At 61.1% G+C, this 24,332-nt stretch carries 23 protein-coding genes, 1 tRNA gene and 2 pseudogenes; 16 read left to right on the top strand and 10 right to left on the bottom strand.

Going from position 1 to position 24,332, the window contains the following annotated elements; translation table 11 throughout:
* Window positions 1-471 precede the first annotated feature (471 nt).
* A pseudogene (locus A6U98_RS37675) lies at window positions 472-769 on the top strand (integrase); the annotation flags it as partial.
* 45 nt (window positions 770-814) lie between these two features.
* On the opposite strand, the gene A6U98_RS18195 reads toward A6U98_RS37675, so the two are convergent.
* Window positions 815-890: transfer RNA gene (locus A6U98_RS18195), tRNA-Ile, on the bottom strand.
* A gap of 199 nt (window positions 891-1,089) precedes the next feature.
* On the opposite strand from A6U98_RS18195, the gene A6U98_RS18190 reads away from it, so the two are divergent.
* Window positions 1,090-1,458 (top strand): response regulator, encoded by a 369-nt coding sequence (locus tag A6U98_RS18190; protein ID WP_064651861.1) that lies wholly within the window; start codon window positions 1,090-1,092, stop codon window positions 1,456-1,458.
* Between the two features lie 120 nt (window positions 1,459-1,578).
* Here A6U98_RS18190 and A6U98_RS18185 read toward each other — a convergent pair whose 3' ends face one another.
* The 3 genes from A6U98_RS18185 to A6U98_RS18175 form a co-directional block, all read right to left on the bottom strand.
* Window positions 1,579-1,782 (bottom strand): hypothetical protein, encoded by a 204-nt coding sequence (locus tag A6U98_RS18185; protein ID WP_003541563.1) that lies wholly within the window; start codon window positions 1,780-1,782, stop codon window positions 1,579-1,581.
* Window positions 1,779-2,444, bottom strand: a complete 666-nt coding sequence (locus A6U98_RS18180) for an acyl-homoserine-lactone synthase (protein WP_027683681.1) — start codon at window positions 2,442-2,444, stop codon at window positions 1,779-1,781. The genes A6U98_RS18185 and A6U98_RS18180 overlap by 4 nt, the downstream gene beginning before the upstream one ends.
* 181 nt (window positions 2,445-2,625) lie before the next feature.
* Complete coding sequence (locus A6U98_RS18175; protein ID WP_064651860.1) at window positions 2,626-3,351, bottom strand: LuxR family transcriptional regulator; 726 nt, start codon at window positions 3,349-3,351, stop codon at window positions 2,626-2,628.
* 123 nt (window positions 3,352-3,474) lie between these two features.
* Here A6U98_RS18175 and A6U98_RS18170 point away from each other — a divergent pair, with 123 nt between their 5' ends.
* Window positions 3,475-3,669 (top strand): hypothetical protein, encoded by a 195-nt coding sequence (locus tag A6U98_RS18170; protein WP_003541553.1) that lies wholly within the window; start codon window positions 3,475-3,477, stop codon window positions 3,667-3,669.
* Between the two features lie 339 nt (window positions 3,670-4,008).
* The gene (locus A6U98_RS18165) at window positions 4,009-5,934 is read left to right on the top strand and encodes a DUF5054 domain-containing protein (RefSeq protein WP_064652268.1); all 1,926 of its coding nucleotides are present in this window, start codon (window positions 4,009-4,011) and stop codon (window positions 5,932-5,934) included.
* Window positions 5,935-6,059: 125 nt separating this feature from the next.
* Here A6U98_RS18165 and A6U98_RS18160 read toward each other — a convergent pair whose 3' ends face one another.
* Both A6U98_RS18160 and A6U98_RS18155 read right to left on the bottom strand, forming a co-directional pair.
* Window positions 6,060-6,299, bottom strand: coding sequence for a DUF2934 domain-containing protein (locus A6U98_RS18160; RefSeq protein ID WP_064651859.1), 240 nt, complete (start codon window positions 6,297-6,299; stop codon window positions 6,060-6,062).
* A 21-nt stretch (window positions 6,300-6,320) separates the two neighbouring features.
* On the bottom strand, window positions 6,321-6,527 hold the full coding sequence (locus A6U98_RS18155) for a hypothetical protein (RefSeq protein WP_003541544.1): 207 nt from the start codon (window positions 6,525-6,527) through the stop codon (window positions 6,321-6,323).
* 360 nt (window positions 6,528-6,887) lie between these two features.
* Here A6U98_RS18155 and A6U98_RS18150 point away from each other — a divergent pair, with 360 nt between their 5' ends.
* Entirely contained in the window at window positions 6,888-7,271 is a 384-nt protein-coding gene (locus tag A6U98_RS18150; RefSeq protein ID WP_025395374.1) for a hypothetical protein, read from the top strand.
* A 171-nt stretch (window positions 7,272-7,442) separates the two neighbouring features.
* On the top strand, window positions 7,443-7,856 hold the full coding sequence (locus A6U98_RS18145) for a DUF4174 domain-containing protein (RefSeq protein ID WP_064651858.1): 414 nt from the start codon (window positions 7,443-7,445) through the stop codon (window positions 7,854-7,856).
* Between the two features lie 63 nt (window positions 7,857-7,919).
* On the opposite strand, the gene A6U98_RS18140 is transcribed toward A6U98_RS18145, so the two are convergent.
* Complete coding sequence (locus A6U98_RS18140; protein ID WP_064651857.1) at window positions 7,920-8,630, bottom strand: GntR family transcriptional regulator; 711 nt, start codon at window positions 8,628-8,630, stop codon at window positions 7,920-7,922.
* 266 nt (window positions 8,631-8,896) lie between these two features.
* Here A6U98_RS18140 and A6U98_RS18135 point away from each other — a divergent pair, with 266 nt between their 5' ends.
* From A6U98_RS18135 to A6U98_RS18100, 8 genes and pseudogenes are all read left to right on the top strand, one after another.
* Window positions 8,897-9,985 (top strand): ABC transporter ATP-binding protein, encoded by a 1,089-nt coding sequence (locus A6U98_RS18135; RefSeq protein WP_064651856.1) that lies wholly within the window; start codon window positions 8,897-8,899, stop codon window positions 9,983-9,985.
* Between the two features lie 52 nt (window positions 9,986-10,037).
* Complete coding sequence (locus A6U98_RS18130) at window positions 10,038-11,336, top strand: PotD/PotF family extracellular solute-binding protein (RefSeq protein ID WP_064651855.1); 1,299 nt, start codon at window positions 10,038-10,040, stop codon at window positions 11,334-11,336.
* 270 nt (window positions 11,337-11,606) lie between these two features.
* Window positions 11,607-12,521, top strand: a complete 915-nt coding sequence (locus tag A6U98_RS18125) for an ABC transporter permease (protein WP_027664196.1) — start codon at window positions 11,607-11,609, stop codon at window positions 12,519-12,521.
* Between the two features lies 1 nt (window position 12,522).
* Window positions 12,523-13,344: an ABC transporter permease gene (locus A6U98_RS18120; protein ID WP_064651854.1), complete on the top strand. Its 822-nt coding sequence runs from the start codon at window positions 12,523-12,525 to the stop codon at window positions 13,342-13,344.
* Between the two features lies 1 nt (window position 13,345).
* Window positions 13,346-14,089 carry an aspartate/glutamate racemase family protein gene (locus A6U98_RS18115; RefSeq protein ID WP_064651853.1) on the top strand — a complete coding sequence of 248 codons (744 nt, stop codon included), beginning with the start codon at window positions 13,346-13,348 and terminating at the stop codon, window positions 14,087-14,089.
* A 4-nt stretch (window positions 14,090-14,093) separates the two neighbouring features.
* Window positions 14,094-14,192, top strand: a pseudogene (locus A6U98_RS38130) (flavin reductase family protein); the annotation flags it as partial.
* Window positions 14,193-14,504: 312 nt separating this feature from the next.
* Window positions 14,505-14,993 (top strand): heme-degrading domain-containing protein, encoded by a 489-nt coding sequence (locus A6U98_RS18105; protein WP_064651851.1) that lies wholly within the window; start codon window positions 14,505-14,507, stop codon window positions 14,991-14,993.
* A 1-nt stretch (window position 14,994) separates the two neighbouring features.
* Window positions 14,995-15,381, top strand: a complete 387-nt coding sequence (locus A6U98_RS18100; RefSeq protein ID WP_064651850.1) for a hypothetical protein — start codon at window positions 14,995-14,997, stop codon at window positions 15,379-15,381.
* Between the two features lie 72 nt (window positions 15,382-15,453).
* On the opposite strand, the gene A6U98_RS18095 is transcribed toward A6U98_RS18100, so the two are convergent.
* Entirely contained in the window at window positions 15,454-16,713 is a 1,260-nt protein-coding gene (locus A6U98_RS18095) for an AGE family epimerase/isomerase (protein ID WP_064651849.1), read from the bottom strand.
* 272 nt (window positions 16,714-16,985) lie between these two features.
* On the opposite strand from A6U98_RS18095, the gene metH reads away from it, so the two are divergent.
* Window positions 16,986-20,759, top strand: coding sequence for a methionine synthase (gene metH, locus A6U98_RS18090; protein WP_064651848.1), 3,774 nt, complete (start codon window positions 16,986-16,988; stop codon window positions 20,757-20,759).
* 135 nt (window positions 20,760-20,894) lie between these two features.
* Here the strand turns inward: metH and A6U98_RS18085 are convergent, their stop codons facing one another.
* Together A6U98_RS18085 and A6U98_RS18080 are read right to left on the bottom strand one after the other, a co-directional pair.
* Window positions 20,895-21,659, bottom strand: coding sequence for a GntR family transcriptional regulator (locus A6U98_RS18085; RefSeq protein ID WP_018242914.1), 765 nt, complete (start codon window positions 21,657-21,659; stop codon window positions 20,895-20,897).
* Window positions 21,656-22,540: an N-acetylglucosamine kinase gene (locus A6U98_RS18080; RefSeq protein WP_064651847.1), complete on the bottom strand. Its 885-nt coding sequence runs from the start codon at window positions 22,538-22,540 to the stop codon at window positions 21,656-21,658. Before A6U98_RS18080 ends, A6U98_RS18085 begins: the two co-directional genes overlap by 4 nt.
* A gap of 525 nt (window positions 22,541-23,065) precedes the next feature.
* Here A6U98_RS18080 and A6U98_RS18075 point away from each other — a divergent pair.
* On the top strand, window positions 23,066-24,325 hold the full coding sequence (locus A6U98_RS18075) for an ABC transporter substrate-binding protein (protein WP_064651846.1): 1,260 nt from the start codon (window positions 23,066-23,068) through the stop codon (window positions 24,323-24,325).
* Window positions 24,326-24,332 lie beyond the last annotated feature (7 nt).

Genomic DNA, 24,332 nt, shown 5'->3' with positions numbered 1-24,332 from the left:
ACCCAAAGGGGGTGCGTATTTTGCTCTCACTGCGAACGAAGGCCCCGGACGGTAGCGGCCGGGGGCGCGTGCTCACGCGACACCTCGCGGGTCCGGCCGGCGACCGCTCCACTTCAGCCGATGTACTTCGGCTATGGTGGCTTGCTCAATCTCGTTGGCGAGGCTGTATGCCTTGTCGCCATCGATGCCCGCCACGATGTATCGGAGCTGAAACAGACTGGCCTCGTTCAGCGGCGCTTGCCGGGCGTCAGGGCCGGCATAGTGGACGCACTCGGCAACGGCTTCCACCTAGCGCGTGAGGTGACCCGGAGGAAACGCCAGAATGGTCGCCGTCCAGTTTAAGAGATCGAAGAAATCAAGCTGTTGCGTCATGGGGAGATTCTCCTGAGATTGTCGGCAACTCGTCAGCTTGGACATGGCTGATCACCCGGCAGGCGCCGCGACCGTCAGCGCTCCACTGCATCAATGCAAAAGAAGGGCGACAAAGAGCTTGTCTTGCCGATCACCCCGATGCTGCTGGAGATTCTTGCACCGCTCGACCGAACGACGGACTTCGTTTGATGAACGCCTATGGCAATCCCTACAGCGAGAAGTCGCTTACCGGCATGATGGCTCCTGGGGCAGTACTCGCCAACTGATGGAAACTCTCGGACATGACGATATCGAGCATGCGGAGCTCTGCAGCCAAGAGGCCTCACAGGCGATTCTGGCCAAAGACGGCACGAGCAAGGTCACACCACTTGTGCAGGGCAAAAAGAAGCGTGGCTAACCAGTTGGCTAACCACTCTCTAAACACCTTGAAACAAGAGAAAAATGGTGGGCCCGGAGGGACTCGAACCCCCAACCAAGCGGTTATGAGCCGCCGGCTCTAACCATTGAGCTACAGGCCCTTGGCGCCGGTAGCGGCACCGTGATGCCGGGGCAATGGTTCCCGCGAGCATCGGTTCGCTCTAACGCAAATCCGCGGGAGCCACAAGCGGTGAGCGCAAGCATCTGTGGACGATGCATAATTCGTGGGCAGCCACTGGAACCTTCTCGTGCGGGTTACACTTATTCAAGTCACATTCCGCATGAAGAGGGCGATCGCAGATGGTGGCTTTGAACAGTGCCGTGGTGCTCATCGTGGAAGACGAACCGCTGATCCGGTTCAATATCCTCGATGTGCTGGAGGAGGTCGGCCATGTGGCGCTGGAGGCGGCGAATGCCGACGAGGCTCTGGTGGTGCTGAAGGGCAGGCAGGATGTCGATATCCTGTTCACCGACGTCAATATGGCCGGTTCGATGGACGGTCTCCAGCTTGCCAATCGGGTGAGGGCGATGCGTCCGAACATCGGCATCATCATCACCTCGGGCATGGTGCGGCTTGATCCGATGGCGCTGCCCGCCAATACCGCCTTCCTGCCGAAGCCCTATATGCACGACACGCTGATTTCGACCATCAATTCCCTGATGACGTAACGGCAATACACTGATGACAGGACAGGGCGCGCAGCCGCAAAACGGGGACTGTTTTTGCGGCTGCGCGCGAGGCGCCGGGAGACATGCTCGTCTTCAGGCGGGCGGAGGGGAACCGCACCCTCAGCTGAAGCTGCTCTTCAGCGCCTCGTTCTCATGATGGGCCTTTTTTTCGTAGATCGTGAACAGCGCCATCGAGAGGAGATAGGAGAGGAAGGGATCCCCTATCTGCGTGGCGATGTCGCGGGATGCGAGAACATGGCGCTCCAGCGCGCCGATATCCTTCTGTATTGCGGTCTGCGTAGCGGTTTCAGCGAGGCGGTTCATGCTGCCATCTCCAGGAATTGGGTCACGACCGAGCGGGCCGGCACGTGCCTGACATAAAGGGGTAGGGTGAGGCCGAGGGCGGCGCGCATCTTGCGCAGCACCCGGTCCGAGACTTCGAAGGCGCCGCAGCAGACGGGGTATTTGCCGTAGCCGTCTGCACGGCCGAGTTCTTCCACTTCAGCGCCGGCACGCTTGTAGACGCGCTTGAGGTAGGGCTCGTAGTTGGAGATCATCGTATGGATGCCGTGATCGAGCGCGCATTCGCAAAGCGCAAGCAGCATCATGGAGAAGGCGCGGCCGGCGTCGATATCGGGGAAATCCTTGGCGATCGCCTCCTCGTCGATGCACATGCGCGTGCCTTCCCAGATACCGGGGGCGATAAGATTGGCGGCATCTGGAAACGTCTCGCGGAAGACATCGTAGAGAAGGGTCGGGCCCGTCGTCGGCATCAGGCGCATGCCGCCATAAAGGCGGGTGCGGCTGTCGTTGCACCAGACGAGATAGGCGGGAGCCAGCGAATCGTAGCTGTCGCGTTCGTAAGGGCCGATGACGGGAACGTCCCAGCCGAGTGTATCGGCGAAGACCTTCTTTCGCAGGCGAAACATCTGGTCGAGTACGGCAGCGTATTTCTGATACTCATGTGCCTGAATGATAACGAACATTTTGCCCTCCAGCGTTTTCAAGTTCGTGGAAAGCAGAATGGTTCATGCGGGCCGGATCGGAAATTCCCTCAGATGGGCCCCCTCAGATGAGGGGGGGCAGAGCATGTCGCGCAAAACTGTGCCGCGGTTTTGCGACAACGATATGCGTAAAACAAAGAGCTAAAGCGCGAGGAGCGAATCTTTAGGGATTGATGATGCGCAATTGCACGGCCCGGGAGGCGGCGGCAGAGATCGTGGCGCAGCCGAGCTTGAAGCGGGCAGTCTTCAGATAATCGCGCGTGGTGTGCTCCGATATGCCCAATATGACTGCGATATCCTTGTAGTCCTTGCCCAGCGCCGTCCAGTGCAGACACTCGATCTCGCGCGGCGACAATGACGGCACGGGATCGTTCTCGCCATGCAGCTCGTAGACGGCCTTGCGGTGGATCAGATGGGCGATCTCGATCCATTCGTTGCGGCAGCGGCGGACAAGTTCGGTCCATTGCTCGACCGGTATGCGGGCGTTCAGCGACAGGAGGGCGCGGCGCTGCGCCTTGTCGGCGACGGGAATGGAGTAGCCATTGCCGCCGATACCGTGTTTCTGAGCGTCGACCAGCATGGCATAGGCCTCCGGCGTCGGCTCGACCTCGCTCCAGTCGAAGGGCAGCTGGCGTTCGAAGCCCTGCTTGACGATCGGATCGACCTTCACATAGCTGTTCAGCAGGTAGCGGGAGACCCAGGCATCCGGGTAGGTGGTGCGCACGAAGGGCGAATCGATCTTGCTCGCGATCGTCTGGGCGAGATGGTAGGTGACGAAATCGAGGCCATATTCCGCCTGGAGAATGCGGATGGCGGAGTCGACATTGGCCGCAGCCTTGATCTGTTCGAAAGCGGACTCGAACTTTTCGCTGTAGGTATTTTCAATCATTTCCACTGCCCCAATCCCCTCAATCCTACCGCGAGGGCCGTCATAAATACAAGGCATCCCCACATATGCGGGGAATGACAATCCGGGCCCCATCTGCTAGCGCCTGTCATGAGGAGACCTCATATGGACAGCAAGAGACCATTCGAGATTGCCGAATGCCAACAGGCGGCCAAGGGCCTGAAATCCAGCTGGCAGGACATGGCAGGTTCCGAAGCGCTGATCCGCGCGCTCGTTGCCGAACGCAACGGCGACACGCCGCTGGCGCTGTTCTGGACCGAGGTTCACCGGGCGCTCTGCCAGGAAACCAACGCCTTCTGACAATCAGCCTTGCGGAAGAACGGCTCAGGCTTTTCTCCTTGGCTAAACAGCGCACCACCCGGGCGCGGCAGCAAGGAAGTCCCGCCGCCTTTTCATATAACTATCGATGAACACGTCTTCATTCTTGTCGCGATTCGATTCTACGATGGAAGCGTAGGACGATAGCGTTTTCGGATATACGGTTAATAAACCCGCACTATTTCATCGATTTGTGTCAAAACGGGTTGACGAAGAATTTGTGGCAGGAGCAATGCTGTTTGTGGAAACGGTTACACTCCTCACTTGTGCCGCCACTGGCTGCAGAATGTTTCGACTGTCATCACCGATGCGTGGAATGGAATGACTGAAAAGCGCGTGCATCTGGTCTTCAAGACCCATCTCGATATCGGCTTTACCGACCATGCCGAGAAAGTCCGCCGGCAATATCACGAGCGCTTCATTCCGCAGGCGATCGAAACGGCCAGGCATTTTCATGCCGAAAATCCCGACGAGCCGAAATTTATCTGGACGACGGGCGCCTGGCTGATCTGGGACCATCTGAATTCGCGCTCGGCGGGAGAGGTGGCAGCGTTGGAGCAGGCGATCGAGCGCGGGTTGATCCGCTGGCACGGCCTGCCGTTCACCACGCATACGGAGCTGATGTCGCCGGATCTCTTTCGGGCCGGGCTTTCCTATTCGCAGGAGCTCGACCGGCGTTTCGGCAAGACGACGATCGCGGCGAAGATGACCGATGTGCCCGGCCATACGCTCGGCATGGTGCCGCTGCTTTCCGAGGCCGGCATCCGCTTCCTGCATCTCGGCGTCAATACGGCCTCACCGCCGCCCGATGTGCCCGACATCTTCCGCTGGCAGGCGCCCGGCGGCGAGGAGGTGGTCGTCATGTACCAGCGCTCCTATGGCGAGACCTGTTTCCCCGACGGTTTCGAGGACGGGCTGAGCTTTGCCCATACCAACGACAATATGGGGCCGCAGAGCGTGCCCCAGACGGCCGAGGCCTATCGCGAATTACGCGCCCGTGAGCCGGATGCGATCATCCGCGCGGCGACGCTCGAGGATTACGGCGCCATTCTCTGGAGCGCGCGTGAGCGCTTCCCTGTTGTCGAGCTGGAACTCGGCGACAGCTGGATCCATGGCAGCGGCAGCGATCCGGTGAAGACGGCGCGGTTCCTCGCGCTGCAGCGGCTCTACGACCGTTTCGCGGCAGATGGGCTCGACGCGCGGCGCCTCGCCTTCGGGCGCGGACTGGCGATGGTGGCCGAGCATACCTGCGGCGTCGATATCAAATCCTATCTGCGCGACGATAAGGCGTGGTCGCGGGCCGATGTCGAGGCCGCACGCCGATCCGATTATCGCTTCGCCTATACCGAAGCCTCATGGGACGAGCAGCGCGCCTATCTCGACCAGGCGGTTTCGGAGCTCGACGAGACGGACCGGAAGGCGGCCCAGGTCGTGCTCGCCGAACTCACCACGCCTGCCGTCATCAAGGGCGGTGGGCGGGAGCTCCGTTTGCAGACCGGTGGCTGGTCGATCGCGCTCGACGGTGCGAGCGGGGATGTGGCCGAAATCACCTCTCCCGCCGGGCGGACTATCTCCGGCCGCGAGGGCTCGCTGATCGCCTATCGATATGACAGCTACGATGCCGGCGACGTTATCAGGCACATGGAGACCTACCTGACCCATCGCCAGGAATGGGCGGTGCTCGATCACGACAAGCCGGGGCTTGCCCGGTCGGGGGCAGCACTTTCGAAGGTCTTTCTGCCGGCGCTGGAAGCAACGCAAGGGGCGGGCATTCTTCTGTCGATGCCGGCCGAGGCCGTGCAGAAATATGGCGCGCCGCCGCAGGTGATGCTGCATTTCACCGCTGGGGGCGATCGCCTGAACCTCAGCCTGACATTGCACGACAAGCCGGCCAACCGTATGCCGGAGGCAAGCTTCCTTTCCTTCACGCCTGATGGGGCCGGGGTCTGGAATTTCCGCAAGATGGGCCTCTGGCACCTATCGGGGGATATTGCGACAAGCGGCGGCGGACACTTGCAGGCGGTGACAGCAGCACGCGGTGATCTTGCAGATGGTCCGCTGACCATCGAAACCTTCGATGCGCCGCTGGTTGCGCCGCAAGGCTCGGATTTCATGACGTTTTGCAGGACGCTGCCGGATTTTTCCGCCGGCATCCGCTTCAATCTGCACAACAACAAGTGGGGAACCAATTTCCCGATGTGGTGGCAGGGAGATTTTCAGGCGCGCTTCCGGCTCAGGTTCGACTGAGTCACGCGAGCCCCAGCAATTGAGCCGCTCGGTCCCGCGGGATTGAGCCGTCCACAGGATCGCGCCGCGATTGGGCCGCTTCATCCTGTACGGATCAAGCGGCCCGGTCCGATGTGAGAAAGGGTTCAGCCGATGCCAGCGGTTCGGGTGAACCAGCCGGTGCATGGCGCTTCGGGCCGCTGCGGTTTCGGGCGAAACTTCACCAGCACCTCGCGGCCATCGGAAGAGGCTTGCGTGCGCTCCAGCGCGTCGCGTTCGGCAACTGCCTGGCGCCAGTGCTCGTCGTCGCGGCCACTAGGCCGGCCCTGTTCTTCCCAAATCGCGTAAGCTCTCTTGCTGATCCATTCGTGGCGTCTGTCGCTCATATCTATCCGCTCATAAAACTGTTATTCGGCAATTCTATCCTGCAGAACCGGCGGCCGGCGCTTGGCTGCCATCAGCAGGTCGAGTTCGATCGAGGAGGGTCCGAAACGGGTGAACAGGCTTTCTGCCTGCTCGCCTCGCAGGCCATATTTGGAGGCGAATTCATCAAGGCTATAGGGGCGGCCGCGCAGGATTCTGCTTCGGCGCTCCGGTTCACGGATTTGCGTCATTGGTGATAACCCCAGACTGTTTTGCGAATCTGAGAACAAAACAAATTACAGAGACAAAAGTTCCGTGAATTTTCAGGGTTTTTTCGCCTCGCCGTGCCATTCCGGAGCGATCTCAGGCCGGTGGCATAAATTTTTAAGACTGGTGTGGGCGGAGAAAATTTCGTCTAAAACATGCAGGAATATCAGCGTGTTATGGAATTCGCTTCCGCGGCGGCGGATAAATGGGCTTTACCCCGGCGCGTTACTCTATAGAATCAATAGTGTTATTCGGTTCGCAGGGGCAGCAAAACGTTCCGTTCCCCGCGTTGGCGCGACCGATACCGGAGGACTTTGGCTTCAACCCATCAAGAGGAGACAGACATGATGAATGCACTGCCGCCACTTCATGACGGCCACGCGCCGTTCAACCTCCAGCAGCTGTTTCGCGAAGCTCTTTATGCCTTCGAGGAATGGGACAGCGAATTGACCGAACCGATCGTGACCCACGAAGGACGGGTCATCCCCATCAGCTTCGTTTTCGAAGCCATGCGCGAATGCACCGACATCGTGCCGATGAACATCGTCGGCGCCGTCACCGAACGGCTGACCAAGCCGTGGGAGGGTGAAGGCCCGCTCGACCAGATGACTTTCTCGACGGCGGCGCGTGTCATGCGCGTTCTGGTGCGCAAGCGCCTTCACGTCACTGGGGCTGCGGATCTCGTCGCCGTTTCGGCCCACGCGTCCGAAGACCAGGGCCGCGACTGACAAAGTGAGGATCGCGGCTATGGCTGCGATCCTTTCCGCTTTTTGGCGGAACCTCGCTTATTCCCAGCCGTTTAATCCGGCAGGCACAGCCCGCCACTACAGCGCCGCGCGTCTTTCGAGACGCGGAAAGGACCCTGTAGAACTAAATTACTGCGGGCGAGGAATGAGACCATGCTAAAATCCATCGTTCATGAAATCATCGGCACACCCAGGCGTGAGCCTGACCTTCCGCAATCGCTCGAGCAGTTTCGCGATAGGAAACGGGTGCTGATCATCTTCGCCGATGCGCAAGATGACCGCGCGCTCATCCAGGACGAATGGCTGCGCAAGGCGCATATGCGCTTGATCGAGGAAGACGTCGAGGTGTTCAGCATTGCCGGCGGCGGCGCGTTTGCGCTGTTCGACGATGACTGGGACCTCGATGCCGATGATATTCGCGATCGGCTGCAGGGACCGCCATCCGGCGAGTTCGGGCTGATCCTGATCGGCCGCGACGGAACCGTGAAGCTGCGCTCGAGCGAGCCGATGAGCGCCGAGGATATCTTCGCGGCTTTTGAGTTGCTGCCGAAGAAGACGCCCTGGTAGCGTTACGAGATTCCGTTTGAAGCGGGGCGCGGTGAATCATCCGCGCCCGCATCTTTTGCATGTTCAGAGTTCGAAGGCTTCCTTGAGACCCAGGCTCTTGCGTTCGCGCAGGTCGAGATCAGCCTCGATATGGGTGATGTGGTGCAGCATCAGTTGGCAGGCGCGGTCGAGTTCGTTGGCTTCGATCGCCGAGATGATGTCACCGTGTTCGGAATGACCGCAGCTCGATGCGGTCGATTGCCCGTAGAGCGCAATCACCAGCGACGAGCGGGCGACGAGCTCTTCCATGAAGCGCTGCATGATCGAATTGCCTGATATGAGCGCCAGCGTCAGATGAAAATCGCCCGACGCCTTGATTTCGGCGCGGCGCGCAGTCTGGCCGCGCTCGCTCATCAGGCGACCTTCTTCCAGCAGAAGCTGTCTCAGATGCGCGATGTCATCAGGCGTGATCCGCGCCGCGGCCTCGCGCAATATGCCGGGTTCGACCAGGCGGCGGGCAGAAAAGATCTGGCGAGCTTCCTCGGGCGAGGGATAGGCGACGAAGGCGCCGCGGTTCTTCTCGACGCTGACGAGGCCCTCATAGGAGAGCGCCTGCAGGGCGGCGCGGGCAAGCGTGCGGCTGACGTTGAAGAGATTGCCGACATCGTTTTCGGAAAGCTTGGTGCCGGGCGAGAGCCGGCGCTCGACGATCGCTTCGCGAATGGCGTCGCGGATCTGTTGCGCGCCGGTTTCGGCGGAGTCGTCGGCCTGCTGAGCCTTGGCGGCGGATTTCATGAAATTTATTTCCTGATGGTCGGCAAACCATATCCGGCTTCGCGGCAAAGTTAAACACAATTTGCGCCCGAAACGATGGCAAGATTGTATACGATATTTTGCACAAATTGCGCACGATAGCCTAAATCATGTGCAGATCGAGTTGCGCCTATAATTTGCGCTCTCAATTGCGCTGTTGATAAAATCGTTATTTCGCAATGGCTTCCTGTGAGCAACGGAGTTTGGCACGGCAGATGCATCGTCTTTTCCAAACAGGGGAAGGCATGATGTCGAAAGCGGCAGAGATCGATATAGTATCCGTTTCGAAGGTCTATGGCGCAACGACGGCGGTCCATGCGATCAGCCTGAAGATCCCGGCCGGTTCCTATTGCTGCTTCCTCGGCCCGTCGGGCTGCGGCAAGACTTCGACGCTGCGGATGATCGCCGGCCATGAGAGCATCTCGTCGGGCGACATCAGGCTCGGCAATGTCGTCGTCACCGATTTTCCGCCGGCCAGGCGCGGCACGGCGATGATGTTCCAGTCCTATGCGCTCTTCCCGCATCTCGATTTGATCGACAACGTCGCCTTCAGCCTGAAGATGAAGGGCGTCGACAGGCAGGAACGGCGGGCCAAGGCGCTCGAGATGCTGAAGCTGATGCAGATGGAGGCCTATGCCGTCAGGCGTCCGGCCCAGCTTTCCGGCGGCCAGCAGCAGCGCGTGGCGCTGGCGCGCGCGCTGATCACCGATCCGGAAGCGCTGCTGCTTGACGAGCCGCTTTCGGCGCTCGATCCTTTCCTGAAGATCCGCATGCGCGCCGAACTCAAGAAGTTGCAGAAGTCGCTCGGCATCACCTTCGTGCACGTCACCCACAGCCAGGAAGAGGCGATGGCGCTCGCCGACGTCATCGTCATCATGAATGACGGCCGGATCGAACAGGCGGCGGCTCCGCGCGAGGTCTTCGAGCGGCCGGCGACTGCCTTCGTCGCGCGCTTCATGGGCGACCACAATGTTCTGTCCGGCCGGGTGACATCGAGCGAGAACGGCGTGCTCGTCATGACCGTGCCGGAGGGGCAGAGCTTTTCCGTGCGCGGGACGGGCAGGGAAGTCGGCGAGCCGGTCGACATTGGCATCCGCACCGACCGCGTCCGCCTGCAGGTGGCGACCGAATGGACGCTCGGCTTCGACGGCATCGTCTCCAACATCGAATATCGCGGCTCTTCCGTGAAGATCACCGTTATCGGTGCGGGCAGCGACGATTTCACCGTCATTGCCGACGACGGCGACTACTTCGCCCGGCCGGTCGCCGTTGGCGACACCGTCTCGCTCAGCTGGGCGCTCGAAGATGCCGTGCTTCTCGGCCGCTTTTCCGCGTGAGCCATCACCATCAAGAACACTGAACCTTCTATCCAAGAAAAGGGGAACTGACATGACGACTGAAACGACATCGACCAAGGCGGAGAAGGGGCTTTCCCGCCGCACGCTGCTGAAGACGGGTGCTGCCGCCGTCGGCGCCATCGCCGGCTCCGGCGCCATCACCGGCTTTCCCACCATCTGGGCGCAGACGAACATCACGCTTCGCCAGTTCGGCACCGGCGTTTCGAACATCAATGCCATCGCCGAGAAGTGCAAGGCCGATCTCGGCATCACGCTGGAGATGACGGCAACCGATTCCGACGCCGCCGCCCAGCGCGCCGTCACCCAGCCTGACAGCTACGACATTGCCGACATCGAATACTGGATCGCCAAGAAGGTGTTCCCGACCGGCGTCATGCAGCCGATGGACGTCAAGAAGCTGAAATATTACGACAAGATCGTACCGCTGTTCATCAACGGCAAGCTGAAGCCGGAGAGCGTCATCGCCCAGGGCACGGCGCCGCACACGGTCGGTTTCGTCGAAGCGCAGGACTCCAAGAAGTTCGCCAAGGAGCCGACGCAGTGGATGACGATGGTTCCGACCATCTACAACGCCGATACGCTCGGCATCCGCCCCGATCTCGTAGGCCGCGACATCACCAGCTGGGCCGACATCATGGATCCGAAGTTCAAGGGCAAGACCTCGATCCTCAACATTCCGTCGATCGGCATCATGGATGCAGCGATGATCATGGAAGCCATGGGCAACATCAAATATGCCGACAAGGGCAACATGACGAAGGAAGAGATCGACAAGACGATCGAATTCCTGATCAAGGCCAAGGGCGACGGCCAGTTCCGCGCCTTCTGGAAGAGCTTCGACGAGTCGGTGAACCTGATGGCGTCGGGCGAAGTCGTCATCCAGTCCATGTGGTCGCCGGCCGTTGCCGCCGTCCGTTCGAAGGGCATCGCCTGCAAGTACCAGCCGCTCAAGGAAGGTTATCGCGCATGGGGCGGCGGCCTCGGCCTTGCCTCTCACCTCAAGGGGGCGCAGCTCGATGCCGCCTATGAATATATCAACTGGTACACGTCGGGCTGGGTCGGCGGCTATCTCAACCGCCAGGGCTACTATTCCGCCTGCATGGACACCGCCAAGGAATTCATGTCGGCCGACGAATGGGGCTACTGGATCGAGGGCAAGGCTGCAACCGGCGACATCATGTCGCCCGAGGGCAAGGTCATGGAGAAGGCCGGTGCGGTACGCGACGGCGGCTCCTTCGAAGCCCGCATGGGTGCGGTCGCCTGCTGGAACTCCGTCATGGACGAAGACCGCTACATGGTCCGCCGCTGGAACGAGTTTATCGCAGCCTGATCTGCGGAGAGAGGGCGGAGAGCCACTGTCTTTCGCTAACGCTTAAGACGTCGCTTCGCTCCGCCCCCTCATCTGCCCTTCGGGCATCTTCTCCCCGCTGGGGAGAAGGGGGAGCTTGCCGCTCGGCAGCTAAAAAGAGGGCAAGGTTTGCGGCGGCGGAGACGTTGCCGCGATTCTCTTCTCCCCAGCGGGGAGAAGGTGCCGGCAGGCGGATGAGGGGGCTACGCGCACTCTCGTCCCACCTGACTTAATGAGAACGGAGAACCGGATATGGCGACCATCGCAGCGGAAACGGAGGAGGACGGCCAAGGCGCGCGCGGCGGGCGCGGACTGAAGCTTTCCCCATCGGCGATCTCCTATCTCCAGGCGACGCCGCTGTTCGTCATTCTCGGCTTGTTCTTCCTGCTGCCGATCGCCATGATCGCGGTCGTGAGCTTCTGGGACTACGACTTTGCCGGTCTCTATCCCGATTTCCTGACGATGAACTACACCGACACGCTCGGTTCGTGGGTGACGTGGAAGATCTATCTCAACACGCTGAAATTCACCGCGATCGTCTGGGCGCTGACGCTCGTCATCGGTTTCTGGGTCGCCTATTTCCTGGCCTTCCACATCCGCAAGACGTCGACGCAGATGATCCTCTTCCTTGTCTGCACCGTGCCGTTCATGACCTCGAACATCATCCGCATGATCTCGTGGATCCCGGTGCTCGGGCGCAACGGCCTGGTCAATTCGACGCTGATCAAGATGGGCATCATCCCGCAGCCGATCGAATGGCTGCTCTATTCCGATTTCGCCGTCGTGCTCGCCATGGTGCATCTCTATACGCTGTTCATGGTGACGCCGATCTTCAATACGCTGATGCGTATCGACCGGTCGCTGTTCGAGGCGGCGCGCGATGCCGGCGCGTCGGGCTGGCAGGTGCTTTGGAATGTCGTCATCCCGCTCGCCAAACCCGGCATGGCGATCGGCACGATCTTCGTCGTCACGCTCGTCATGGCTGACTTTTCGACGGTGCAGGTGATGTCCGGCGGCCAGAGCGCTTCGGTGGCGCTGATGATGAAGAACCAGATGTCGCTGCTGCAATATCCGGCCGCTGCCGCCAATGCCGTGGTGCTGCTTGCCGTGGTGCTGCTGATGGTCGCGGCCATCCTGCGCGTCGTCGATATCCGCAAGGAGCTTTGAGATGAACCACGAAAAACGCGGCCTGGAATTCTACATGCTGGCGCTCTTCTTCATCATCTTCGTGCTGTTCCTCTACGGCCCGCTCTCGGCGATCCTGATCCTCTCCTTCCAGGGGCCGGATGGCGGCCTGACTTTCCCGATGAACGGCGTTTCCACGCACTGGTTCTTCAATCTGTTCGAGAAGCAGGCGGTCGGCGATTTCGGCGCCTCGTTCCGCCGCTCCTTCACCCTCGGGCTGATGGTGATGGTGGTGACCGTCGTCGTGTCGCTGCTCGCCGGCCTTGCATTCCGGCGCCGTTTCCCAGGTTCGACGGCGCTGTTCTATGCCACGGTCGCCAGCCTCGTCGTGCCGTCGATCATCATCTCGCTCGGCATCGGCGTCGTCTTCCAGGAGGGAGGGCTGAAGCCCGCCTGGTATTCGTCGGCCTTCGGTGCGCATCTGACCTGGACGCTGCCCTTCGGCGTGCTGATCATGTTTGCCGTCTTCAACCGCTTTTCGCCGGCCTATGAAGAGGCGGCGCGCGACCTTGGCGCCAGCTCCTGGCAGACCTTCCGCCATGTCGTGCTGCCGATGATCGCGCCGAGCCTCGTCGGCGTCGGCCTGTTCGGCTTCACGCTCTCCTACGACGAGTTCGCCCGCACGCTGATGACATCAGGCACCTACAACACGCTGCCGCTCGAAATCTACGGCATGACCACCAACGTCACGACGCCGGTGCTCTATGCGCTCGGTACGGTGACGACGCTGTTTTCCTTCACCATCATCCTCGTCGCACTCGGCATCATGACGATGCTCAGCCGGCGGCAGGCAAAGATAAACTGACATGCGCATCCTCATCGTCAATCCGAACACCACGGCCTCCATGACCGAGAAGGCCGCGACCGCCGCGCGTGCGGTCGCAGCGTCAGGCACGGAGATAATCGCGGCCACCTCGCGCATGGGGCCGGTTTCCATCGAGGGACATTACGACGGCGCGCTGGCGATCCCCGGTCTCCTCGCCGAACTCAGAGACCGGCAGCCGGCGGGCTATGACGCGGCTGTGATCGCTTGCTTCGACGATACCGGGCTCGAAGCGGCGCGAACCTTTGCCGATGTGCCGATCCTCGGGCTTTGCGAATCCGCCGTGGTGACGGCGGGCTTTCTGGCGCAGCGCTTCACCGTAGTGACGACGCTGGAGCGATCGCGGGTGCTGATCGACAATCTGGTGCGCCGCTACGGCATGGGCGACCGCGCCAAGGTGCGCGCTTCCGACATCCCGGTGCTCGAGCTGGAAGATCAGGCCTCGGGCGCGATCGGCAAGCTGAGGGCCGAGATCGAGCGGGCTCTTTCAGAAGACGGCGCCGAGGCGATCGTACTCGGCTGTGCCGGCATGACCGATCTGGCGCGTGAGCTGCAGGAGATCTACGGCGTGCCTGTCGTCGATGGCGTCGCCGCCGCCGTCAAGCAGGCCGAAGCCCTGGTGTCGCTCGGGCTTTCCACCAGCAAGCGCGGCTCCTACGCCTCGCCGCTGCCAAAGCCCTTCACCGGGGCGATGAGCGGTTTTTCGCCGGTTATGAAGGTCGGCTGAACCGATATCCGTTTCCTTCGATTTCAAACAGCTCACCGAGCGCGAACGCTACAAGCTGATGATCGGCACCATCATCCCGCGCCCGATCGCCCTGGTGACGACGGGGTGGTCGATCCGGAGAGGCTGCACGTCGATCCGGCCGCGGTCGATGCCATTGCGAGGCTTGGCGGCGATACCTGCGCCACCATCCGCGACCGTTTCGAGATGCTGACGCCGAAACTCTGACATAGAGCATTTCCGTTTCTTCGAGTGACGAAAATGCCCTATTTCTTTGTCTTCGCGCAATTCCGGACGTAAAACCGCTGCGCACATTTGCTGGAACTGCTCCAGGGATATGCCCAAGTTTTTGCTTTACTTTTTCGGCTCCCGCGCAAATGGTCTGCACGGATCATCGCCGCAGAGGAGCGCTTTACCCATGACAATCGAGGACGATCTCGGCCGGATCGCGGAGCAGGAGAAAGTGTTGAGCTTTGACGCCTTCGACCTGACGACGGCATGGCAGCTCGGCAAGCTCCTGCAGGAACTCGCCACCGAGCGCGGCCTCGGCATCGCGATCGACGTGACTTTGCATTCGATGCCCGTTTTCTATGCGGCCCTCCCGGGCGTGACGCCCGACAATGTCAACTGGGTCCGCCGCAAGCGCAACATGGTGCTGCGTTATTTCCGCAGCAGCTATGCCTCCGGCCTGAAGCTGCAGAAGGACGGCAAGACGGTCGAGGATAATGGGCTTTCCGGCGCCGACTATGCGCCGCATGGCGGCAGTTTCCCGATCAACGTCAAGGGTACCGGCTGCATCGGCGCCGTCACCGTCTCAGGACTGCCGCAGCGTGACGACCACAATCTCGCGGTCGAGGCGCTGGCGCTGATGCTCGCCAAAGATCTGGATACGCTGCGGCTCGCCTGAGATGGCTGCAATTTCCGGCAAGCGCCGCATGGGTGATGGCTACGAGCCGCATGTCGACGATGTCGAGGGGAGGCTGATCTATTCGCTTCCTGTCGATTCCGGCCATGTCAGCCTGTCTTTCGAATATGAGATCGAGGCTGGCGATCTGGCTGTGCTGCTCGATGACGCCTATCGCCGGGCGGTCCTGCATTGGGTTCTTCACACCAAGCTTCAGCGCACGATCACCGGCATGGCCGGGGAGATATCGCAAGCGGATTTTCGTGCGCTCTTGTTGGAGATTTTGCATTCGCCGATTGGAGACGTGGAGCGGCTGATTCAGGCGGTGAACCGCGAGCACAATATCCATCTGCAATACTATATCGGTCTAGATCTGGCGCAGGCGCGTTGACAGGACTCGGTATCTCTGGTCTGCCGACGTCCTGCCGCAACTAATCGGTACCGCGCTGCTGGGGCTTTCGCCTCAGAGCTTGCCGCCGGCCTCAGTGATGCCCTTTGTCAGGCTGCCCGTTGCCGGGAAGAGCGGGATGAGGCATGCCTGCAGGGCGTGATAGATATCGCCCTTGCCGGGGAAGAGCGAGTGCGAGGGAACGAGATCCTCCGTCAGCTCCTCGTGCCAGCCGCCGTTCTTGTGGTCGATGAAGGCGCGTTCGATCACGTTCCAGATCTTGCGGTAGCTCTCTTCATGGAAATCGCTCGGCAGGTGCTCGTTGAGGAAATGTGCAGCGGCCGCACCTTCGCAAGCCGGCCACCAGAGCTTGTTGCGCTTGGCGGGCTTGTCGTCCCAATCGAGCGTATAGAAGAAGCCGCCCTTGTCGTTGTCCCAGCCGAGCGCCATGGATTGCGCAAAGAGCGCCTTGGCCGCGTCCGGCATCCATTCAATGCGTTTGCCGCCGAGCGCCCAGAGCTGCAGGATGAGGCGGGCCCATTCCAGCCAGTGGCCGGGCGTCGTGCCGGCCGGGCGGAACATTTCGTTCGGATGATAATACGTCTTGTCGAGATTCCATTCGGCGTCGAAATGCTCGGCGACGCGCCAGTCGACCGAACCGGCGACGCGGTGGATGACGAGTTCGGCGATGCTTTCGGCCTTGGTCAGATAGTCCCGGTCGCCGGTGGCTTCGAAGGCCGCCATCAGCGCTTCGGTCAGATGCATATTGGAGTTCTGGCCGCGATAGGCGCCGCCATCGAGCGGCTGCCAGTCGGCGGTGAATTCCTCGGCGATCGCACCGTGCTTCGCTTCCCAAAACTTCGTGTTGAGGATCTCGGTGATATCATCAAGCATGCCGTCGGCAAGCGGATGGTCGATCGTCTTTGCGGCTGAGGCGGCGAGCAGCACAAAAGCATGGCCGTAGCCCTGCTTGTTGGAATCGACGGGACCGTCATTGTTGAGCGACCAGAAATAGCCGCCGTTTTTTCGGTCGCGATGATGGTTCCAGATATAGTCCATGCCGTGGTCGACGACATCGGCAGCGCCGGGACGACCGAGCAGGGCGCCGATCGAGAAGCAATGCACGGCGCGCGCGGCGATATGGATGCCGCGAACCTGGCCCTCGGCGTCAAGAGGCCCGCCTTCGTCGTCGAGATCGTAGAAGCCGCCCTTGGGGTTGACCGAATTGTGCTGGAAGAAATCGAACAGACCGTTCGCCTGGGTCAGCAGCCAGTCGCGATGATAGGCGCGGGTCGTCCAGTTTCCAAGCACGGCGTTGCCGGTTGCGGGTGCCATGATGCTCCTCCGATTTCGTGCACAAAGCGTTGTAAACGCCTATATAGGCGTCGTGCGAGTCTGTCATCCGGCTATCGCATCGGCCCGAAAATCGGGATCGATTTTCGGAAAGCACGATGCGAAGATTCAAACTGCTACAGCGTCCTTTGCGCGTCTTAAGAGACGCGCGGCGCTGTAGATTTGCAAAGCACGAAATCGACAGGCATATATTGACATAAAGATATCTTTATGTGATTTGGAAGTCTGGTCTTATGACGTCAAGGAGCCCTCCCGTGTTTGACAATCTCTTTGGTCCGGAAACGGGCAAACGTGACGGCAGTGAAGTGTTCGCAGCTTTGAGACAAGCGGCGAGCGAGCGCATCCTTGTTCTCGACGGCGCCATGGGCACACAAATCCAGGGGCTCGGCTATGACGAAGACCAGTTCCGCGGAACGCGCTTCATCGGCTGCGCCTGTCACCAGAAGGGCAATAACGACCTTCTGATCCTGACCCAGCCGGACGCGATCGAAGAGATCCATTACAGATACGCCAAGGCCGGCGCCGATATTCTCGAGACCAACACCTTCTCCTCGACCCGCATCGCGCAGGCCGATTACGAGATGGAAGGTGCAGTCTATGATCTCAACAAGGAAGGTGCCGAAATCGTGCGCCGGGCAGCACAGCGCGCCGAGCGCGAGGACGGCCGCCGCCGTTTCGTCGCCGGCGCCATCGGCCCGACCAACCGCACCGCCTCGATCTCGCCTGACGTCAACAATCCGGGTTTCCGCGCCGTCACCTTCGACGATCTGCGTTCCGCCTATGGCGAGCAGATCGACGGGCTGATCGACGGCGGCGCCGACATCATCCTCATCGAGACGATCTTCGACACGTTGAACGCCAAGGCTGCGATCTTCGCCTGCGAGGAGCGCTTCGAGGCCAAGGGCGTGCGCCTGCCGGTGATGATCTCGGGCACGATCACCGATCTTTCCGGCCGCACGCTGTCCGGCCAGACGCCATCGGCCTTCTGGAATTCCGTGCGCCATGCCAATCCCTTCACGATCGGGCTCAACTGCGCGCTCGGCGCCAATGCGATGCGCCCACATCTGCAGGAGCTATCGGGTGTCGCCGACACCTTCATCTGCGCCTATCCGAATGCCGGCCTGCCGAACGAGTTCGGCCAGTATGACGAAACGCCGGAGCTGATGGCGGCGCAGATCGACGGCTTCGCCCGCGAAGGCCTCGTCAATATCGTCGGCGGCTGCTGCGGCTCGACGCCTGAACATATCAAGGCGATCGCCGAGACCGTCGCGAAATACAAGCCGCGGCCGATCCCCGAGCATCGCCCTTTCATGTCGCTGTCGGGTCTCGAACCCTTCGAACTGACCAAGGACATTCCCTTCGTCAATGTCGGCGAGCGCACCAACGTCACCGGCTCGGCCCGCTTCCGCAAACTGATCACCAACGGCGATTTCACCGCAGCGCTCGATGTCGCCCGCGACCAGGTCGAGAACGGCGCCCAGGTGATCGACATCAACATGGACGAAGGCCTGATCGATTCCGAAAAGGCGATGGTCGAGTTCCTTAACCTGATCGCCGCCGAGCCTGACATCGCCCGTGTGCCTGTGATGATCGACTCGTCGAAGTTCTCGATCATCGAATCCGGCCTGAAGCGCGTCCAGGGCAAGCCGATCGTCAACTCGATCTCGCTGAAGGAAGGCGAGGAGAACTTCCTTGCCCAGGCGCGGCTGCTGCACAATTATGGTGCCGCCGTCGTCGTCATGGCCTTCGACGAGACGGGGCAAGCGGACAGCTACGAGCGCAAGGTGGATATCTGCACGCGGGCCTACAAGCTGCTGACCGAGAAGATCGGCTACCCGCCCGAGGACATCATCTTCGACCCGAACATCTTCGCGGTCGCGACCGGCATCGAAGAGCACAATAATTACGGCGTCGACTTCATCGAAGCGACGCGGACGATCCGCGAGCGCATGCCACTCGTGCATATTTCGGGCGGTGTCTCCAACCTGTCCTTCTCTTTCCGCGGCAATGAGCCGGTGCGCGAAGCGATGCACGCCGTGTTCCTCTACCACGCCATCCAGGCGGGCATGGACATGGGCATCGTCAATGCCGGCCAGCTTGCCGTCTACGACAATATCGATCCCGAGCTGCGCGAAGCCTGCGAGGACGTGGTGCTGAACCGCCGTCCTGACGGCACCGAGCGGCTGCTCGAAGTGGCCGAGCGTTTCCGTGGCGGCGCTGCACGCGAAGGCCGGGTCCAGGATCTTTCCTGGCGCGAATGGAGCGTCGAGAAACGTCTCGAGCATGCGCTGGTCAACGGCATCACCGAATATATCGAGGCCGATACCGAAGAGGCGCGCCTGCAGGCGGCGCGGCCGCTGCACGTCATCGAAGGGCCGCTGATGGCCGGCATGAACGTCGTCGGCGATCTGTTCGGCTCGGGCAAGATGTTCCTGCCGCAGGTGGTGAAGTCGGCGCGCGTGATGAAACAGGCGGTTGCCGTGCTGCTGCCCTACATGGAAGAGGAAAAGCGCCTCAACGGCGGCGATCAGCGCAAGACGGCCGGCAAAATCCTGATGGCGACGGTCAAGGGCGACGTGCACGATATCGGCAAGAACATCGTCGGCGTCGTGCTTGCCTGCAACAATTACGAGATCGTCGACCTCGGCGTCATGGTGCCGGCGACGAAGATTCTCGAGACGGCCATTGCTGAGAAGGTCGACGTCATCGGCCTCTCCGGCTTGATCACACCGTCGCTCGACGAGATGGTGCATGTTGCAGCCGAGATGGAACGCCAGGGCTTCGAGATCCCGCTGTTGATCGGCGGGGCGACGACCAGCCGCGTGCATACGGCCGTGAAGATCCATCCGGGCTACAACAAGGGGCAGACGGTCTACGTCACCGATGCGAGCCGCGCCGTCGGCGTCGTCTCCGCACTGCTTTCGCCGGAAACGCGGCAGAGCTATGTCGATGATATAAGAGCCGAATATGCCAAGGTGGCGGCCGCCCATGCGCGCAGCGAGGCCGAAAAGGTGCGCCTGCCGTTGCCCCGGGCTCGCGAGAATGCCCACAAGATCGACTGGTCTGCCCACCAGCCGGTGAAGCCGCAATTCTTCGGCACGCGGGTGTTCGAGGATTACGATCTGGCCGAGCTTGCCAAATACATCGACTGGACGCCGTTCTTCCAGACCTGGGAATTGCGCGGCCGTTATCCTGCCATTCTCGAAGACGAGAAGCAGGGCGAGGCAGCCCGCGCGCTCTGGGCCGATGCGCAGGCGATGCTGAAGAAGATCATCGACGAGAAGTGGTTCCGCCCGCGCGCCGTCATCGGCTTCTGGCCGGCCGGCGCCGTCGGCGACGATATCCGGCTGTTCACGGACGAGAGCCGGAAGCACGAGCTTGAGACTTTCTACACGCTGCGCCAGCAGCTTTCGAAGCGGGACGGGCGGCCGAACGTGGCGCTTTCCGATTTCGTGGCGCCGGTTTCGAGCGGTGTTCAGGATTATGTCGGCGGGTTCGTGGTGACTGCTGGTATCGAGGAAATCGCCATCGCCGAACGTTTCGAGCGGGCGAACGACGATTATTCCTCGATCCTCGTCAAGGCGCTGGCCGACCGCTTCGCCGAAGCTTTTGCCGAGCGCATGCATGAGCAGGTGCGACGCGAATACTGGGGCTATGCCAAGGACGAGACGCTCAGCAAGGAGGATCTCATCACCGAAGCCTATGCCGGCATTCGCCCGGCGCCCGGTTATCCCGCCCAGCCTGACCACACCGAAAAGGCAACGCTGTTCAAGCTGCTGGATGCTGAAAAGGCGGCCGGCGTGAAGCTGACGGAAAGCTATGCGATGTGGCCGGGCTCCTCGGTCTCCGGCCTCTATATCGGCCATCCCGGCTCCTATTATTTCGGCGTCGCCAAGGTGGAACGCGATCAGGTGGAAGACTATGCGGCCCGCAAGGGCATGCAGGTTTCCGAAGTCGAGCGCTGGCTCGGACCGGTGCTGAACTACGTGCCGCGCAAGACCGAAACCGAGATCGAGGATGCGGCGTAGTCAGCCGTTTGGCGTCGTCCGCTGATAAAGTGATTCAAGAAACGATGAAGCCGGAAAGTGATTCACTTTCCGGCTTCATGCTTTTGAAAATCAAGAAGATTACGTTTTTTGAGCCGATGATGTCGGCTTTGCGATTCAAGTCACCGCGATCGTCAGTTCCGCGACGAAATCATAGGCGTCGCCGCGATAGAGCGAGCGGGTGAATTCCACCGCGCGGCCGGAGCCGAGATAGGAGATACGCTCGATCGACAGGCCGGCCGCACCGACGGAGACGCCGAGAAGCTGGGCGTCGGCTTCCTTCATATTGGTCGCGGAGATGCGCTGCACCGCGCGCACCGGGCGGACCTGGAGGCGTTCGAGTTCAGCATAGAGTGAATTGGTGACGGCTGAGGGATCGGGCAGGAATTCGCCGGAAACGCTGGCATTTTCGATCGCCAGTGGCTGGTCGTCGGCAATGCGCAGGCGGGAAAGGCGGGAAACCTTGACGTCGGTGCCGAGGCCAAGAATCATCATCTCGTCGGGCGAGGGCGTGTGGATGCCCTTGTGCAGCCATTCGGAGCGGGAGGACATGCCGCGGCGCGCCATATCCTCAGTGAAGGAGGTGAGCTGCGACAGGCGTTGCTCGACCTTGGAGACCGGTTTGGCTACGAAGGTGCCGGAACCGTGGCGGCGCACCAGCAGGCCGTCGGCGACAAGATCGTCGATCGCCTTGCGCACGGTGACGCGGCTGACGGCGGCGAATTCGGCGATGTCGCGTTCCGGCGGCAGCGCATCGCCGTGGCCGAGCGTGCCGGTGCGCACGGCCTCTTCGAGCATGCGGCGCAGCTTGACGTAGAGCGGGCCGGTGCCGGCTGCCTGCAGGCGCTCCAGGGACAGGATGGTCGCGAGGTCGTCGCTCATGCCGCACCTCTCTGCCTGTTGTTCAGGAGCTTCACCGCAAGTTCCACCGCGCCCTGCAGGGCATCGCCCTTCGGTCTGGCAAGCAGGGGCTTGTGGCGTTCGGAAAGCCAGGGTTCATAGGCTTCGGCGAGACCGCCGAGCAGGCAGATCGACGGGCATTCGGGCCAGAGCAGCGCTTCGAGACTTTCGCCGATTGCCGTTGCCGCATCCGTGACGATGCCGACCGCCACCGCATCGCCTCCGGCCGCATGTTCGAAGACGATCGGCGCGTAGCGGGCAAAATCCTTCGGTCTTGCCGTATGGGCGAATTCGACGATGCGCTCGGGATCATTGCCGTATTCGGCCATGATCGCTTCGGTGATCGGCGATGCCGGGCGCACTCTGTCATGGGCGAGCAGCGATCGTTCGAGGAGATCGCGGCCGAGGCGAGCGCCGCTTGCCTGGTCGCCGACAACGAAGCCCCAGCCGCCGATGCCGTTCATCCGGCCGTCCTTGCGGGCATTATAGACCGAACCAGTGCCAAAGGCGCCAACGACGCCGTCGGCATCGCCGAGTGCACCCTGCAGGGCGATCAGCGCATCGGTGACGACGCGGCCTTCGGCGAAGGGCAGGGCCGTTTCGATTCGCCTGCCGTAATCCCCGACATTGGCGCCGGCGACGCCGACGACGGCTGCGACGGAGGAAATGGTTTCGGCAGCAAGCCCGGCATCGCGCAGCGCCTGCCGGGCGGATTCAACGATATTAAGACGCGAGTTTTCGAGATCCGACAGGATGTTGGCAGGGCCTGATTTGCCGCGGCCGATGATATTGCCGTTCCTGTCCGCGACCGCGGCTCGGCAGCTCGTTCCGCCGCCGTCTATGCCGATTGCAAGCTCCGTCATCGGGCCTCCGAATATGCCGTTCCCCATGTTTTTTAATACAATACCAAAAAAATACCATTTACCAAGTGGGAATGAGGGGGAAAATCAATCTTTTTATCTTGTTGATTTTACTATATTAAATTTTTTAATGAATTTTCTCCGACCGAAAAGTTAAATTCGGCTGGACAATTGGTATTTTTTTGGCATTAATTCGGCAAAAGGGAACAGCACTTCGAAGCCCACGAAAACCGGCAGTTAAACCAAGCCGGAACCGCTTCGAGGATGATCGAGAGAACGACCCCCGGCCCATCAAGCTGGTGGCGAATTCGGGCATCCATCGGCTTTTCCCATCATTTCGCCGCCCCCCGTGCAGCCGCCGGGAAGGCGCGCAGTCCGGCCGCGGGCGATCCGCCTTCGTGTCCGTCGAGCTTTCGGGACCGGCATTGCTGGCGGTCCTCCAAGGGGCGTTGGGTGTTGCCTCAAACACGCAATTGCTTGTTTCAGATCGAAAACAGCGCCTCGCGGCGCTTAAAACAGGAGAGGGAAATGAAAAACACTGCTCTGAAAAGCCTGCTGCTTGCCTCCAGTCTGCTGAGTTCAGCGGGTTTCGTCCACGCCGCCGACGTCACCCTGACGGTCGAAAGCTGGCGTAACGACGACCTGCAGATCTGGCAGGAAAAGATCATCCCGGCTTTCGAAGCCAAGAACCCGGGCATCAAGATCGTCTTCTCGCCGACCGCGCCGACCGAATACAACGCCTCGCTGAACGCCAAGCTCGATGCCGGCTCCGCAGGCGATATCATCACCTGCCGTCCGTTCGACGCCTCGCTCGAACTCTTCAACAAGAAGCAGCTCGTCGATATCACCAGCCTGCCTGGCATGGAGAACTTCTCGCCGGTCGCCAAGGCTGCCTGGAGCACCGACGACGGCAAGTCGACCTTCTGCGTGCCGATGGCTTCCGTCATCCACGGCTTCATCTACAACAAGGATGCCTTCGACAAGCTCGGCATTTCGGTGCCGAAGACCCAGGACGAGTTCTACGCAGCGCTCGACAAGATTAAGGCCGACGGCACCTACATTCCGCTCGCCATGGGCACGAAGGACCTCTGGGAAGCCGCTACCATGGGCTACCAGAATATCGGCCCGAACTACTGGAAGGGTGAGGACGGCCGCGCCGCTCTGATCGCCGGCAAGCAGAAGCTGACGGATGCAGACTGGGTCAAGCCCTATGAAGAGCTTGCCAAGTGGAAGCCCTATCTCGGCGACGGCTTCGAAGCCCAGACCTACTCCGACAGCCAGAACCTGTTCACGCTCGGTCGCGCCGCGATCTATCCGGCCGGCTCGTGGGAAATCTCGCTGTTCAACAGCCAGGCACAGTTCAAGATGGGCGCCTTCCCGCCGCCGGTTCCGAAGGCCGGCGACACGGGCTACATCTCCGACCATCCGGATATCGGTGTCGCCCTGAACGCGAAGAGCACACATGCCGAGGAAGCCAAGAAGTTCCTCAGCTGGGTGGCTTCGCCGGAGTTCGCCGATATCTACGCCAACGCGCTGCCGGGCTTCTTCAGCCTGAACTCCAACCCGGTCAAGATGTCCGATCCGCTCGCTCAGGAATTCGTTTCCTGGCGCGGCCCGTACAAGTCGACGGTGCGCTCGACTTATCAGATTCTGTCGCGCGGCACGCCGAACCTCGAAAACGAGACCTGGGTCGAATCGGCCAATGTGATCAACGGCACGGATACGCCTGCGGTTGCTGCCGAAAAGCTCCAGAGGGGCCTCGACAGCTGGTTCAAGCCGGCCAAGTGATGTGATC

The organism is Rhizobium sp. WYCCWR10014, assembly GCF_001657485.1.
Taxonomy (GTDB): domain Bacteria; phylum Pseudomonadota; class Alphaproteobacteria; order Rhizobiales; family Rhizobiaceae; genus Rhizobium.
Note: the sequence above shows the minus strand (reverse complement) of the source record. Positions and strands in the feature narration are given on the sequence as shown.